General features: G+C 67.6%; 14 protein-coding genes. 3 read left to right on the forward strand and 11 right to left on the reverse strand.

Translation table 11 applies throughout. From position 1 onward, the window contains the following. Positions 1 to 85: 85 nt before the first annotated feature. Positions 86 to 1,030 (forward strand): serine hydrolase, encoded by a 945-nt coding sequence (locus tag AU185_RS15230; protein ID WP_059099647.1) that lies wholly within the window; start codon positions 86 to 88, stop codon positions 1,028 to 1,030. Here the strand turns inward: AU185_RS15230 and trmD are convergent. From trmD to AU185_RS15255, 5 genes are all read right to left on the reverse strand, one after another. Beyond that, positions 1,027 to 1,713: a tRNA (guanosine(37)-N1)-methyltransferase TrmD gene (trmD, locus tag AU185_RS15235; RefSeq protein ID WP_059099646.1), complete on the reverse strand. Its 687-nt coding sequence runs from the start codon at positions 1,711 to 1,713 to the stop codon at positions 1,027 to 1,029. The two genes, AU185_RS15230 and trmD, sit on opposite strands and share 4 nt — an antisense overlap. A gap of 2 nt (positions 1,714 to 1,715) precedes the next feature. Next, complete coding sequence (gene rimM / locus AU185_RS15240; RefSeq protein ID WP_059099645.1) at positions 1,716 to 2,231, reverse strand: ribosome maturation factor RimM; 516 nt, start codon at positions 2,229 to 2,231, stop codon at positions 1,716 to 1,718. Positions 2,232 to 2,237: 6 nt separating this feature from the next. Next, entirely contained in the window at positions 2,238 to 2,480 is a 243-nt protein-coding gene (locus AU185_RS15245) for an RNA-binding protein (protein WP_003928628.1), read from the reverse strand. Positions 2,481 to 2,488: 8 nt separating this feature from the next. Next, positions 2,489 to 3,019 carry a 30S ribosomal protein S16 gene (gene rpsP, locus AU185_RS15250; RefSeq protein ID WP_059099644.1) on the reverse strand — a complete coding sequence of 177 codons (531 nt, stop codon included), beginning with the start codon at positions 3,017 to 3,019 and terminating at the stop codon, positions 2,489 to 2,491. Between the two features lie 279 nt (positions 3,020 to 3,298). Next, positions 3,299 to 3,727: a nuclear transport factor 2 family protein gene (locus tag AU185_RS15255; RefSeq protein WP_059099643.1), complete on the reverse strand. Its 429-nt coding sequence runs from the start codon at positions 3,725 to 3,727 to the stop codon at positions 3,299 to 3,301. A gap of 32 nt (positions 3,728 to 3,759) precedes the next feature. Between AU185_RS15255 and AU185_RS15260 the strand changes: the two genes are divergently transcribed. Next, positions 3,760 to 4,638, forward strand: coding sequence for a D-alanyl-D-alanine carboxypeptidase family protein (locus AU185_RS15260; protein WP_059099642.1), 879 nt, complete (start codon positions 3,760 to 3,762; stop codon positions 4,636 to 4,638). A gap of 74 nt (positions 4,639 to 4,712) precedes the next feature. Beyond that, complete coding sequence (locus AU185_RS15265; protein WP_059099641.1) at positions 4,713 to 5,570, forward strand: D-alanyl-D-alanine carboxypeptidase family protein; 858 nt, start codon at positions 4,713 to 4,715, stop codon at positions 5,568 to 5,570. 70 nt (positions 5,571 to 5,640) lie between these two features. Here AU185_RS15265 and AU185_RS15270 read toward each other — a convergent pair whose 3' ends face one another. The 6 genes from AU185_RS15270 to ftsY form a co-directional block, all read right to left on the reverse strand. Next, entirely contained in the window at positions 5,641 to 6,729 is a 1,089-nt protein-coding gene (locus AU185_RS15270) for an amidohydrolase family protein (protein WP_059099640.1), read from the reverse strand. A 2-nt stretch (positions 6,730 to 6,731) separates the two neighbouring features. Continuing rightward, a complete protein-coding gene (ffh, locus tag AU185_RS15275; RefSeq protein WP_059099639.1) occupies positions 6,732 to 8,309 on the reverse strand; it encodes a signal recognition particle protein in 1,578 nt (525 codons plus the stop codon). Between the two features lie 21 nt (positions 8,310 to 8,330). Then, complete coding sequence (locus AU185_RS15280; protein WP_059099638.1) at positions 8,331 to 10,784, reverse strand: [protein-PII] uridylyltransferase; 2,454 nt, start codon at positions 10,782 to 10,784, stop codon at positions 8,331 to 8,333. Positions 10,785 to 10,861: 77 nt separating this feature from the next. Beyond that, positions 10,862 to 11,200, reverse strand: a complete 339-nt coding sequence (locus AU185_RS15285; RefSeq protein ID WP_018600748.1) for a P-II family nitrogen regulator — start codon at positions 11,198 to 11,200, stop codon at positions 10,862 to 10,864. A gap of 33 nt (positions 11,201 to 11,233) precedes the next feature. Beyond that, complete coding sequence (locus AU185_RS15290; protein WP_059099637.1) at positions 11,234 to 12,598, reverse strand: ammonium transporter; 1,365 nt, start codon at positions 12,596 to 12,598, stop codon at positions 11,234 to 11,236. Positions 12,599 to 12,791: 193 nt separating this feature from the next. Further along, positions 12,792 to 14,096: a signal recognition particle-docking protein FtsY gene (gene ftsY, locus AU185_RS15295; protein ID WP_059100100.1), complete on the reverse strand. Its 1,305-nt coding sequence runs from the start codon at positions 14,094 to 14,096 to the stop codon at positions 12,792 to 12,794. Positions 14,097 to 14,103 lie beyond the last annotated feature (7 nt).

Here is a 14,103-nt window from a genome sequence, read left to right on the forward strand (position 1 = left end):
ATCCGAACCGGTTAGGCTGGTTTCGCGGGGCTGATCGCTGGTGATGACCCTGAGAATCCTCGTCCACTGCACCGTGAGGAGGGCCATGCGGCGTCGGCCGTCAAGGCTGGTGAGGGTGGCTGCAACCATCGTCATCGCGGTACCGGTCGTCGCGGGTTGTGAGGCCAAGGTGTACGGGACACCGCCCGAACGAGCGGCGCCCTATGCGACCGTCGTCGTTCCGCAGGGCAAGTTGGCACCGCTGCCAGAGGCCCCACCCGACGAGCCCGCCGCATCGTTCACCGGCCTGCAGTTCCGGGTGCAGCAGGCCACCGTCGAGGCCGCCGGGGCCGGCGCCGACATCTCGGTCACGGTCCTTGACCGCAACACCGGCCAACTCGTCTCGAACGGGAACGACGAGGCGATGCCCATCGCCTCGGTGGTCAAGCTGTTCATCGCCGACGACCTGCTGCTGCAGGTGTCGCGGGGGAAGGCCGAACTCTCCCCCGACGACTGGCGGGCGTTCGAGGCGATGTTGCGGTCCTCGGACGACAGCGCGGCCGAGGTCTTCTGGAACCGCGGCGGCGGCAGCGTGATCGTGTCGCGGGTCATCGCGCGGTACGGCCTGAAGGCGACGAGGACGCCCTACAACGGGCGGTGGTTCAACACGTTGAGCACGACCCGTGATCTCGTTCGGTACTACGACAAGCTGCTCTCGGGCAGCGGCGGGTTGCCTGAGGACAAAGCCGACATCATCCTGTCGAACCTGGCGGCGTCCACACCGACGGCACCCGACGGCACCGTGCCCGGTGGCGTCTACCCGCAGCGGTTCGGCATTCCCGAGGGTCTCTACGCCGACCGGGTGGCGGTCAAGCAGGGCTGGTTCTGCTGCTGGAACGGCGGCAACTGGGTGCACTGGTCCACCGGAGCGGTCGGCGGCGACCGTCGATATGTGATGGCGATCGCCTCCATGCAGCCCGCCGACGACGTGACCGCGCGCAACACGATCACCCAAGCGGTCAAGACGATGTTCCCCGGCGGGCGCATCTAGTCGGTGCGGTCGAGCAGCTCCGGTCGACGTTGCCGGGTGCGTTGCAACCCTTGTTCTCGCCGCCATGCCGCGACCTTCGCATGGTCGCCCGACAACAGGACGTCGGGCACATCGAGGCCGCGCCAGCTCGGCGGCCGGGTATAGCTCGGCGCCTCCAGCACTCCGTGCGAGTGCGAATCATCCTGATGCGACGCGGGATTGCCCAGCACACCGGGTAGTAATCGGACGATCGCCTCGATCATCACCAGCGCCGCCGACTCGCCGCCGGGCAGCACGTAGTCGCCGATCGACACCTCCGCGACGCGCATGCGGCGCGCCGCATCCTCGACGACCCGTTGATCGATCCCCTCGTACCGACCGCACGCGAACACGACATGCTTCTCACCGGCCCATGCCTGTGCGTCGGCCTGCCGAAACAGCCGCCCGGCCGGCGTGGGCACCACGAGAAGCGTTTCGTCCGAACAGATCTCGTCGAGCGCATCGCCCCACACGGGGGCCTTCATCACCATTCCCGGCCCGCCGCCGTAGGGGGCGTCGTCAACCGAATGGTGTACATCATGGGTCCAGCGACGCAGGTCATGCACGGCAAGCTCCACGATGCCCGATTCGATCGCCTTGCCGGGCAACGACTGTCGTAGCGGGTCGAGGTAGGCCGGAAATATCGTCACGACATCAATGCGCACGGTCAGATCTCCAGCAGGCCCTCGGGGGGATCGATCTCGATGAGCTGTTCGGTCAGCGAAACCGACGTCACGATCGCGCTGACGAACGGGATCAGCACCTCACGTTCGGCGCTGCGCACCGCGAGCAGTTCACCCGCCGCGGTGTGCAACACCTCCGCCACGGTACCGATGTCATCGCCGGCCGCGGTGCGCACGTGCAAACCTTCGAGCTGATGGTCGTAGTACTCGTCGGGGTCTTCGATGGGCGGGAGCTCTCCCGAATCGACGACGAACAACGTGCCGCGCAGCGCGTCGGCGGCGTCCCGGTCTGCGACGCCGTTCAACCGCACCAGCAGCCGACCGCCGTGCGCGCGCGCTGACTCGACGACATAGTCGCGCTCGGCTCCGCCCTTGGTGGGGCGGCCGCGAAGTGACGCGCCGGGCGCGAAGCGCGCGTCGGGATCGTCGGTGCGGACGTCCACCACCACCTCACCGGTGATGCCGTGCGCTTTGACGATGCGCCCGACAACGAGGTCCATGTCGGATTACTGGTCGGTGTCCACCACGTCGACGCGAATACCGCGACCGCCGATGCCGGCGACCAGCGTGCGGAGCGCGGTCGCGGTGCGTCCACCTCGCCCGATCACCTTGCCGAGGTCGTCGGGATGCACATGCACCTCGACGGTGCGTCCGCGCCGGTTGGTCACCATGTCGACGCGAACGTCGTCGGGGTTGTCGACGATTCCGCGGACCAGGTGTTCGACGGCGTCGACGACGACAGAACTCACGGCCGGGCTCAGCTCTCGCGGGTGCTGGCGTCGGCGCCTTCGGCGGCCGCTTCGGACTCGTCCTTGGCACCCGACGGATCGGCCGTCGCCTCGGCCTCGACGGCCTTCTGATCAGCCTCGTCGCCGGCCTTTTCGGCAGCCTTTTTGGCGGGCGCCTTCTTCTTCTTGGGCTGGGTGGCCTCGGTACTCGGGCCGCCCTCGGCCTCGGCCAACGCTGCGTTGAACAGGTCGAGCTTGCTGGGCTTGGGCTCCTTGACCTTCAGCGTGCCCTCGGCGCCGGGCAGACCCTTGAACTTCTGCCAGTCACCGGTGATCTTCAGCAGCGCGAGCACGGGTTCGGTGGGCTGGGCACCGACGCCGAGCCAGTACTGGGCCCGCTCCGAGTCGATCTCGATGAGGCTGGGCTCTTCCTTCGGGTGATACCGGCCGATGACCTCGATCGCCCGGCCCTGACGGCGGGTGCGCGCGTCGGCGACGGCGATGCGGTACTGGGGGTTGCGGATCTTGCCAAGCCGAGTGAGCTTGATCTTTACAGCCATGGTTGTGCTACTTCTCCTGTGATTGCCACGCTGCAATTCAGCGATCGAGACGGGTTGCCTCGGCCCGGTTTTGCCTTGCGTGTGTGACCGCCGCAGAGCCGGAGTCCTGCGGTAGACAGCCGCCCATTGTGCCAGAACGGGTTCTACCGGCAAAAATCCGGCATTCTCGGCCCGGCCGTGCTTGTTGCGGCGTTGACGGGTTGATCCCACACACCAGGTGAGGGCAATCAACCCGTCAAGGCCTCCGATGGCGGCCGCGTCCGCGCCCGGTCCGGGCGCTCAGAGCAGCTTGTCGAAGCACTTCTCCTCGACCCGTCTGCTCATCCGCCAACCGTCGGCGGTGCGCACGAACTCGTCGACGTACCAGATCCCGACGAAGTAAATCTGACCCTCCCCGCCCATCACCATCGGGTTGAAGCAGACGGCGCGCGAGGACGCGGTGTCGCCGGCCGGATCGTAGGAGACGCGTACGTCGACGTTGCCGAGCATGTGGTAGTACGCCGGAAAGTTCGGCAGCACCTCCTTAAGCCAAGCCTTCACCTCCGGGTAGCGGCCGTCGATTCCTCCGGTGACGCGGTAGTCGATGTAGGCGTCGGCGGTGAACACCCGGTCGAGGTCGTCGAATCGCTTCTGATCGATCGCCGTGGAGTAGTCGATCAGCAGTTGCTGTATTTCCAAGCGATCCGAAATCTCCTCGAGGCTCAACATGCGTCGATTGAACACGACTAGGCTGCCTGCCCATGCGGAAGCTGTTGATCTGCTTGATGACCCTGCTGAGCCTGGCCGTCGGGGGGACCGCCGTCGCCACCGCCGCTCCTATCGGGGTCACTCAACCGTCGGGATCGGTGCCGATTCCCGACGGGCCCGCCCAGGCGTGGGTGCTCGCCGACATGGACAGTGGCGCCGTGCTGGCCGCGCGCGACGAGTACGGCCAGTACGCGCCCGCAAGCACGATCAAGGTGCTGCTGGCGCTGACGGTGCTCGACGAATTGCCTCTCGACGCCACTGTGGTCGCGAACGAGGCCGACACCCAAGTCGAATGCAACTGCGCGGGCGTGACGCCCGGCATGGTCTACACCGCGCGCCAGCTGCTGGAGGCGCTGCTGCTGGTGTCGGGCAACGACGCGGCGAACACGTTGGCCACCATGCTCGGCGGCCACGACGTCGCCATCACCAAGATGAACGCCAAGGCCGCGTTGCTCGGCGCGCACGGCACCAACGTGGGCTCGCCGTCGGGACTCGACGGCCCCGGTATCGACATGTGGTCGTCGCCGCACGATCTGGCGGTCATCTTCCGCGCCGCGATGGCCAACCCGGTGTTCGCCTCGATCACCGCCCAGCCCACCGCGGTCTTTCCCACCGAGGCCGGCGACAAAGTTCTAGTCAACCAGGACGAACTGCTCAAGCGGTATCCGGGCACGCTCGGCGGCAAGACGGGATTCACCGATCGCGCACAGAAGACCTTCGTCGGTGCCGCCGAACGCAACGGCCGCCGACTGGTCGTCGCGTTGATGTACGGGATGGACAAGCCGGGCCAGCCGACGTACTGGGATCAGGCCGCGAGCCTGTTCGACTGGGGTTTTGCGCTCAATCCGGGAGCCAGCATCGGCACGCTGTGACCGCGCCCGTGAGTTGCTGAATCGCAACCGATCCGAGACCGGGACGGCGAACGCGGGCGATACGCTCGGCGGCCATGCGAGGCATGTTGGCTGCGTTGGCCATTGCGCTGGCCACCGCGCTGACCTTGGCAACGAGCCTGGCCATCAGCGTCGCGTCACCGGCGTCCGCCCAGCCCGGAAGCGAACCGTCGGGCGCCGTCGCGCTGCCGGACGGACCGGCGCAGTCCTGGTTACTCGCCGACCTCGATTCCGGCCGAATCCTGGCTTCCCGCAACCCTCACGAGCCGCACGCGCCCGCGAGCACCATCAAGGCGTTGCTCGCCATGGTCGTGCTCGACCAGCTTCCGCTGAACGGGGCGATCGCGGCCCGTCCGGCGGCCGCCGACGTCGAATGTTCTTGTGCGGGAGTAAAAGCGGGGCGTGCCTACACGGTGCGTCAACTGCTCGACGGGTTGATGCTGGTGTCGGGCAACGACGCCGCCAATGTTCTTGCCGACGGCCTCGGCGGCTATCGAGTCGCGGTCGCGAAGATGAACGCCAAGGCGTCGACGCTGGGAGCGCGCAGCACGCGCGTCTCCTCCCCGTCGGGGCTGGACGGTCCGGGGATGGAGTCGGTCACCACCGCCAATGACCTCGCGATGATCTACCGCCAAGCGCTGCGGTATCCCGCGTTCGCCGCGATCGTGCGCCAGCCGTCGTCACTGTTTCCGACCGACAACGGCCCGAAGACCATCACGAACCAGAACGAGTTGCTGAAGCGGTATCCGGGCACGCTCGTCGGCAAGACCGGCTACACCAACCTGGCCCGCGACACGTTCGTCGCCGCCGCACAACGCAACGGTCGCCGGCTGGTGGTCGCGCAGCTCTACGGCAACGGCGACCTCTACGGCCAGGCGATCGACCTCTTCGACTGGGGCTTCAGGCAGCCCTAAATCTTGTGCGAGCGACCGCGTTTGCCCGCGACACGCCGCCATTGCGCGGCATTTTGCGGTCGCTCGCGCGTCACGGGAAAGCGCGGCCCCGCAGGATGACCAGATCCGGCTGGTTGACGACGGAGGCGCCGAGCCGCGGATCGTCGGCGTAGCACACCAGGTCCGCGGGTGCGCCGTGCTGGATACCCGGCCGGCCCAGCCACTCGCGTGCGCTCCAGCAGGCAGCACCCAACGCCTCGGTGGCGCTCATGCCGATGCCCTTGAGCGCGTCGATCTCATCGGCGATGCGACCGTGCGCGACCATGCTGCCCGCGTCGGTACCGGCGAATATCGGTATGCCGGCCTCTCGGGCCGCGGCGATGCGCGGGTAACTCTTCTCGTGCAGGTCGCGCATGTGTCGCGCGTATTTCTGGTACTTCTCGGCGGCGGCGTCGGCGATGCCCGGAAAGTTCGCGATGTTGATCAACGTCGGCACCAGCGCAGTGCCGTGCTCGACCATCATGTCGATGGTGTCGTCGGTCAGGCCGGTGCCGTGCTCGATGCAATCGATACCGGCCTTGATCAGCCCCGGCAGCGCGTCCTCGCCGAACACGTGGGCGGTCACGCGGGCACCGTTGTCGTGGGCGGCATCGATCGCGGCCTTGAGCACGTCGTCGGACCACAACGGTGCGAGATCGCCGACTTCCCGGTCGATCCAGTCGCCGACGAGCTTGACCCAACCGTCGCCGAACCGCGCCTGCTCGGCCACCGCGGCCGGCAGCGCGGACTCGTCGTCGAGTTCGATCGCGAATCCACGCTGGTAGCGCTTCGGCCTGGCGAGGTGGCGGCCGGCCCGGATGATCTCGGGCAGATCGTCGTGGTCGGCGAGGCTGCGGGTGTCGACGGGCGATCCGCAGTCGCGGAGCAGCAGCGCTCCCGCATCGCGTTCGACCTCGGCCTGCTCGATGCAGTCGTCGAGGTTGTCGAGCGCGCCGTGCGCGCCGAGCCCGACGTGGCAGTGCGCGTCGACGAGTCCGGGCAGTATCCAGCCGTCAGCCCGGTCGGCACCGAAGACGGTCTGAGCTCCGCTCACCGGTTCGGCGCTCAGCACACCGTCGACGATCCACCACTCCACCGGCTCCTCGTCGGGAAGTCCCCGACCGCGCACATGGAGGCGCATCCCTATTTCTGGCCCGGGAACTTCAGCTTGGACAGGTCGATGTCGGCCAGTCCCGGTGGGAGCTCATCGAGGCCCTTGGGCATATCGGACAGATCGGGGAACCCCGCGGGCATCCCCGGCATTCCTGCGCCGAGCGGATTGCGCACCTTCGGCGGCGTCGGCCCGCTCCCCTTCTTCCGGCCCTTCTGCCCCTTCTTACCCTTCTTGCCCTTGCGGTTGGATGGCTTGCGGCCGAACGGCATTCCCATCTGCCCGGCCATCTGCGACATCATCTTGCGGGCTTCGAAGAACCGCTCGACAAGCTGGTTCACCTCGCCGACCGTCACACCGGAGCCATTGGCGATGCGAAGCCGGCGCGAGCCGTTGATGATCTTGGGATCGGCACGCTCCTCGGGTGTCATGCCGCGGATGATCGCCTGCAGGCGATCGAGTTGCTTGTCGTCGACCGCGGCCAGCGCATCCTTCATCTGGCCCGCGCCGGGCAGCATGCCGAGCAGGTTGCCGATCGGACCCATCTTGCGGATCGCCAGCATCTGCTCGAGGAAGTCCTCCAGCGTCAGTTCGCCGCTGCCGATCTTGGCGGCGGCCTCCTCGGCTTGCTGGGCGTCGAAGACCTGCTCGGCCTGCTCGATCAACGACAGCACGTCGCCCATGCCGAGGATGCGACTGGCCATCCGATCGGGGTGGAAGACGTCGAAGTCCTCGAGCTTCTCTCCGCTCGAGGCGAACAGGATCGGCACGCCGGTGATCTCGCGGACCGACAGCGCGGCCCCACCACGGGCGTCGCCGTCGAGCTTGGTCAGCACGACGCCGGTGAAGCCGACGCCCTCGCGGAACGCCTCGGCGGTCGTGACGGCGTCCTGGCCGATCATCGCGTCCAGCACGAAGATCACTTCGTCCGGGTCGACGGCCTGCTTGATCGCGGCGGCCTGACCCATCAGCTCCTCGTCGATACCGAGGCGGCCCGCCGTGTCGACGATGACCACGTCGAAATGCTTGGTCCGGGCCTCGGCGAGACCGGCGGCGGCGACCGCGACCGGATCACCGGGCGCCGCGTCCGCCGATCCCCCGCTGCCCTCGGGTCCGACACCGGGGTGCGGTGCGAAGACCGCGACGCCGGCACGCTCGCCCACGATCTGCAGCTGACTCACGGCCCCCGGCCGCTGCAGGTCGCATGCCACCAGAAGCGGCGTATGCCCTTGCCCGCGAAGCCATTTCGCGAGCTTTCCGGCCAAGGTTGTCTTACCGGAGCCTTGCAGACCGGCCAGCATGATCACGGTCGGCGGAGTCTTGGCGTACGCCAGCGTGCGGGTCTCCCCGCCGAGGATGCCGATCAGTTCCTCGTTGACGATCTTGACGACCTGCTGGGCCGGGTTGAGGGCGCCGGACACCTCGGCGCCGCGGGCGCGCTCCTTGATGCGGTTGACGAAAGCGCGCACGACGGGCAGCGACACGTCGGCTTCCAGCAACGCCAACCGGATCTCACGGGTCGTCGCATCGATATCGGCGTCGGTCAACCGCCCCTTGCCACGCAGGCCCTGCAGGGCGCCGGTCAACCGGTCGGACAGGGATTCAAACACTTAAGCCTCCTGCGGCCTAGCCTAACTGGCCTCGGAGACCGCCTTGGCGGGCGGCGGCGCGGGCAGCACCGCGTACAGGTCACGCTCGATGTCGTCGCGAACGGCCGCGCCGGCGGTGATACCGAACACATCCACCACCGAGGAGCCCAGCGTGGTCACCTTCGCCCAGGCGATGTCGACGCCATCGCGCTCGAACACCGCGGTGAGCCTCGCCAGCAGACCGGTGCGGTCGGTGCTGCGGATCTGCACGATCAGCTCGCCCGGGTTAGCGCCCTCCGACCACAGGATGCGCGGTGGAGCGGTGACATGATTGATCGGCACCGCTGCCAACACCTCACCGGCACGGGTGGTGCCGTGTTGCGCGGCGTCGCGATCGCGGCGGTCGAGTGACTCGAGCACGTCGAGTTCGCCGTCGAGGGCGAGGATGAACTGCTGACGCAACAGCTCGCCGGCGGGTGGTGATCCGAAATGCGGTGAGACGACGAACGTGTTGATCGCCGAGCCCTGGTGGCCGTTGACCGACGCCGAGTGCACCCGCAGCGAATTCAGCGCCAGCACCCCGGCGGCCTTCGACAGCAGCCCCCGTCTGTCCGGCGCGATGATCGTGACGTTGTAGATGTGCGGGCTGTCCGCCGGCGTCAACTCGACATGCACCCCAACCTCGGCCGCCAGTGAAAGATACCGCGGGTCAATGGGATCCGGTTCGGGCAGCGGCTCGCCGGCCATCACCATCTTGCACCGGTGGACCAAGTCGCCGATCAGCGACGCCTTCCAGTCGCCCCAGACGCCGGGGCCTGTCGCCAGTGAATCCGCTTCGGCGAGCACATGCAGCAATTCCAGCAGCACGGCGTCGCCGTCGAGATCGGCGACCACCGCTGCGATCGTGTTGGGGTCTTGCAGGTCGCGCCGTGTCGCGGTGTGCGGCAACAGGAGATGATGGCGCACGACCTTGGACAACACCTCGACGTCCGAGGGCCACAGGCCCAGTCGGGTGCCGATCTGGGTCGCCAACTCGGCGCCGATGACGCTGTGATCGCCGCCGCGTCCCTTACCGATGTCGTGGCACAGCGCGCCCAGCATCAACAGGTCGGGTCGAGACACGCGCGTGGTGAAAGCGCTTGCGCGCGAGACTGTTTCGACGAGGTGCCGGTCGACGGTCCAGATGTGCACGACGTCACGCGGCGGAAGGTCGCGGACCGCGCCCCACTCCGGGAACAGCCGGCCCCACAGACCGGTGCGGTCCAGCGCCTCGATCGTGGCGACCGCCGACGGCCCCGCTGCGAGCATCACCAGCAGGTCCTTCAGAGCCTGCCGCGGCCAGGGCGTGCGGAGCTCGGGCGCCGCCTCGGCAAGCCGGGCCAGCGTGGATGCGGCCATGGGCAGCCCGGTGGTCGCCGAGGCGGCGGCCACCCGCAGGATCAGGCCGGGGTCGCGTTCGGGTCGGGCGTCGCGCGCGAGGATCACCTCGCCGCCGAACTCGATGACGCCCTCGTCGAGGGGGCGGCGGGTGGGGCGGCGCAGCGACGCGAATCCGCGGCGGGGCAGCGCGTTCGCCGCGGTGCGGACACCGGCGTCGACGTAGAAGCTGATGGTGCGCGCGGCATCGGAGAGCGTGCGGGCCAGATCGAAGCGGTCCCCGATGTGTAGTGCGGCGCCGATCTCGTCGGCATGCTGGGCCAGCAGCAGGTCTCGCCCGCGCCCGGCGACCCTGTGCAGCTCGGTCCGCACGTTGAGCAACGCCAGGTGGGCCTCCCCCAGCGTTCCGAGCGGCGAGGCGGAGGTCCGATTGGGGTAGACGTCGGTCAGCTGCGCGATCGCCAGCGCGTTGAGCAGTTGCACGTCGCGCAGACCGCCGCGGCCACACTTGAGATCCGGCTCGGCACGGTGCGCGATCTCACCGCTGCGTTGCCAGCGCGCCCGGGTGTGTTCGACGAGTTCGTCGAAGCGCGAGACGATTCCGGTGCGCCACTGCCGACGGGCGCCCGCGATCAGCAATGCCGACAGGTCCGCATCGCCCGCGATGTGCCGCGCTTCCAGCATTGCCAGGCCCGCCGAGATGTCATCGCCGCCCACCTTCAACGCCTCGGGTACCGTCCGCACACTGTGATCGAGACGAATGTTGGCGTCCCACAACGGGTACCACAACAGCTCTGCTACCTGCCCGACCAAGTCGGGCGGCATGTTGTCGTGCAACAGCGTCAGGTCGAGGTCGGAGTACGGCACGAATTCGCCCCGGCCGAGTCCACCGGTCGCGACGATGGCGAAGCCGCTGGTGGGTGTGATGCCGACCTCGGCGGCCTTCGTGGTGAGCCAAAACTCGTACAGATCCTGCAGTGCCTGCCGCAAAGCTGCCGAATTCAGTTGGCGGGCAGTGCCTGCCAGCAACTGCTTGCTCGCAGCGGCGAGGTCCGTCGCTGGCCGAGACGAGCCCGCCGCCGGCGCCACCCATCGGGGATCGGGTTTCTGCTCAGTCATCTCGGTTTCTCCCGCCCTGTCGAGAACTGCTCATGGTGTCATCGGTCGGGAGATGAACTCTCAGTTCTTCAAGCGGCTCAAAGGGCGTCGGCTCCGCGTTCGCCGGTTCGCACCCGCACGACGGTGTCGACAGGACTCACCCACACCTTGCCGTCGCCGATCTTCCCCGTCCGTGCGGCCTGGACGATGACATCGACCACTTTGTCGACAGCGGAGTCTTCGACGACCACCTCGACGCGCACCTTCGGCACGAAATCCACGGAGTACTCGGCGCCGCGGTAGACCTCGGTGTGCCCTTTCTGCCGGCCGTATCCCTGGACCTCGCTGACGGTCATCCCGAGGATCCCCGTCTGCTCGAGCCCGGTCTTGACGTCTTCGAGCGTGAACGGCTTGACAATCGCAGTAATCAGCTTCATGTAGTCGATCCCTTCCGAGGAAATTGTTGCCGATCAGACGAGCTCGTAAGCGGTTTCGGCATGTTCGGTCTCATCGATGCCGGTGTCCTCGTCTTCCGCGGTAACGCGCCAGCCCAACGGCTTAACGATAAAGGCAATGATCGCCGTCATGATGCCAGTGAAGATCACGGCCACCGAGGCGATCACCACCTGCACGACGAGCTGGCGGATGCCACCGCCGTAGAACAGGCCGGTGTCCAGCGCCAAGAAGCCGATGCCGACCGTGCCCCACAGGCCCGCTACCAGGTGCACACCGACCACGTCGAGCGAATCGTCGTAGCCGAACTTGTACTTCAGGCCCACTGCGAGGGCGGACAACACACCGGCGATGACGCCCAACATCAGCGACCCGATCGGCGACAGCGCACCGCAGGCCGGGGTGATCGCCACGAGGCCGGCGACAATGCCCGACGCCGCGCCGACACTAGTCGCGTGACCGTCCCGGATCCGCTCCACGAGCAACCAGCCGAGCATCGCCGCGGCGGTTGCCGCAGTGGTGTTGACCCAGACCTGGCCGGCGATCATGTCGGCCGCGCCTTCGGATCCCACGTTGAAGCCGAACCAGCCGAACCACAGGATGGCAGCGCCGAGCATCACGAACGGAATGTTGTGCGGCCGATAGGCCATCCTGCCGAACCCGGTCCGCTTGCCCAGCAGCAGCGCGAGCACCAGTGCGGCCATGCCGGCGTTGATGTGGACCACGGTGCCGCCGGCGAAGTCGATCGGAGCGACGTTCGCCAAACCTTCTTCGTTCACCCCGAACAGCTTGGCCGCGATGCCGCTCCCGGACGACGACATCAGGCCACCGCCCCAAACCATATGGGCAAGTGGGAAATACACCAGGGTGACCCAGATTCCGCCGAACACCAGCCAGGTCCCGAACTTCATCCGCTCGGCCACCGCGCCGCTGATCAGTGCGACGGTGATCACCGCGAAGGTGAGTTGGAAGCCGGCCCAGACGATCGCGGGGACCGTGCCGAACCCGCCGAGTACGTAGAGAGTGGTCTCGCCGACCTCCTTGGTTTCCAGAAGTGGACTCAACCCGAACAGCGCGAACGGGTTGTCGAATACGCCGAGGATGTCGTCGGTACCGGTGTGCCCCGATGCAAACGACATCGAGTACCCCCACAACACGTAGATGACGCTGACGACGCCGAGGGTGCCGAACGACATCATCATCATGTTCAGCACCGACTTCTGCCGGGAGAGGCCACCGTAGAAGAACGCCAGACCGGGTGTCATGAACAGGACTAGCGCCGCGGCCATCAGTACCCACGCGGTGTCGCCCGCGCTCAACCCTTCCGGGCCGAACGGCGCGAACGCATCATCGGGAAGAGCCAGGGGTAAGGCTGAAACCACTTTGTGTGAACCTCCTCGGGAAGTGCGCCGATCGGATCGGCCTCCCGAAGAGACTCTTCGGCCCGCGTTTCACCGGTGATTCTGTTCGGTTTCCAGTAAGTGAACGCGCACGCGAGAAGCGTTACGCTCGTGTTTCTGCGAGCGGCCGCCAGCAAAAACGGTGTCTGCCGAGGTCCTTGGCGAGTGCAAACGCTTACCCGAGGAGCGCGTCGACGAAGGCCGCCGGCTCGAACGGCGCGAGATCGTCGGCCCCTTCCCCGAGCCCAACGAGTTTCACCGGTACTCCCAGTTCCTGCTGCACCCGAAAGACGATTCCGCCCTTGGCCGTGCCGTCGAGTTTCGTCAGCACGACGCCGGTGATGTCGACGACTTCAGCGAACACCCTGGCCTGCGGCAGACCGTTCTGGCCGATCGTGGCGTCGAGCACCAGAAGTACCTCGTCGACCTCGGCGCGGCGGCTGACCACCCGCTTGACCTTGCCCAGTTCGTCCATCAGGCCGGTCTTGGTGTGCAGCCGCCCGGCCGTGTCGATGACGATGACGTCGGCGCCGTCCTCGACGCCCTTGTCGACCGCGTCGAAAGCCACCGATGCGGGATCCGCGCCCTCCGCGCCACGCACCACGTGTGCGCCCACCCGCGACGCCCAGGACTGCAACTGATCGGCCGCGGCGGCCCGGAAGGTGTCGGCCGCGCCGAGCACCACGCGGCGCCCGTCGGCGACCAGCACGCGGGCCAGCTTGCCGACGGTGGTGGTCTTGCCGGTGCCGTTGACCCCGACGACCAGCAACACCGACGGTTTGTCCGCATGGGGCAGCGCCTTGATCGACCGGTCCAGGTCGGGCCGCAGTTCGGCGATCAGGACATCACGCAGCACGGCGCGGGCATCGGCCTCGCTGCGCACGTTGCTGCTGGCCATCCGGGCGCGCAGCGACGACACCACCGACTCCGTCACGACCGGCCCGAGATCGGCGATCAGCAACGTGTCCTCGACCTCTTCCCAGGACGCCTCGTCGAGGTCACCACCGCCGAGCAAGCCCAACATGCTGCGGCCGAGTGTGTTGTGCGACTTGGCCAGGCGGCCACGCAGCCGCTCGAGCCGGCCTTCCGTCGGCGCGATCTCGTCGAGGGCCGGAGCGGGGGGTGCGCTGTCGGGGGCGGGCGCGGTCGGAGCCGCAGCGGGCTTCTCGAGAGGCTTCTCGACCGGCGCCTCGGGCAGCTGGACGTCCGCGATCGGGCGCTTCGGCGAGTCCCGCGGGATCGTGGCGTCATCACCGACCGCGGGCAGGCCAGTGGTGTCGATCCGCTCGGCCGGCCTGGCCGGTGCCGACTGGGTGAACGTGATGCCCGACGACGCCGTATAGCCCCCGGAGCGGTCGATTTCGGGGGCCGTGTCGGCCTTCGACAAGCTGATCCGGCGGCGGCGGTATCGCACCAGGCCAACGACCAGCGCGGCGATCAGCAGTACGGCGATGACCGCAATCGCGATCCACAAACCCATCCAGGCG

The organism is Mycobacterium sp. GA-0227b (genome assembly GCF_001499855.1).
Taxonomy (GTDB): domain Bacteria; phylum Actinomycetota; class Actinomycetes; order Mycobacteriales; family Mycobacteriaceae; genus Mycobacterium.

Coding starts and splice junctions, on each gene's coding strand:
- AU185_RS15230 (WP_059099647.1), top strand. CDS start 86: ATGCGGCGTCGGCCGTCAAGGCTGGTGAGGGTGGCTGCAACCATCGTC.
- rimM (WP_059099645.1), bottom strand. CDS start 2,231: ATGGACCTCGTTGTCGGGCGCATCGTCAAAGCGCACGGCATCACCGGT.
- rpsP (WP_059099644.1), bottom strand. CDS start 3,019: ATGGCTGTAAAGATCAAGCTCACTCGGCTTGGCAAGATCCGCAACCCC.
- AU185_RS15255 (WP_059099643.1), bottom strand. CDS start 3,727: ATGTTGAGCCTCGAGGAGATTTCGGATCGCTTGGAAATACAGCAACTG.
- AU185_RS15260 (WP_059099642.1), top strand. CDS start 3,760: ATGCGGAAGCTGTTGATCTGCTTGATGACCCTGCTGAGCCTGGCCGTC.
- AU185_RS15265 (WP_059099641.1), top strand. CDS start 4,713: ATGCGAGGCATGTTGGCTGCGTTGGCCATTGCGCTGGCCACCGCGCTG.
- AU185_RS15270 (WP_059099640.1), bottom strand. CDS start 6,729: ATGCGCCTCCATGTGCGCGGTCGGGGACTTCCCGACGAGGAGCCGGTG.
- AU185_RS15280 (WP_059099638.1), bottom strand. CDS start 10,784: ATGACTGAGCAGAAACCCGATCCCCGATGGGTGGCGCCGGCGGCGGGC.
- AU185_RS15285 (WP_018600748.1), bottom strand. CDS start 11,200: ATGAAGCTGATTACTGCGATTGTCAAGCCGTTCACGCTCGAAGACGTC.
- ftsY (WP_059100100.1), bottom strand. CDS start 14,096: ATGGGTTTGTGGATCGCGATTGCGGTCATCGCCGTACTGCTGATCGCC.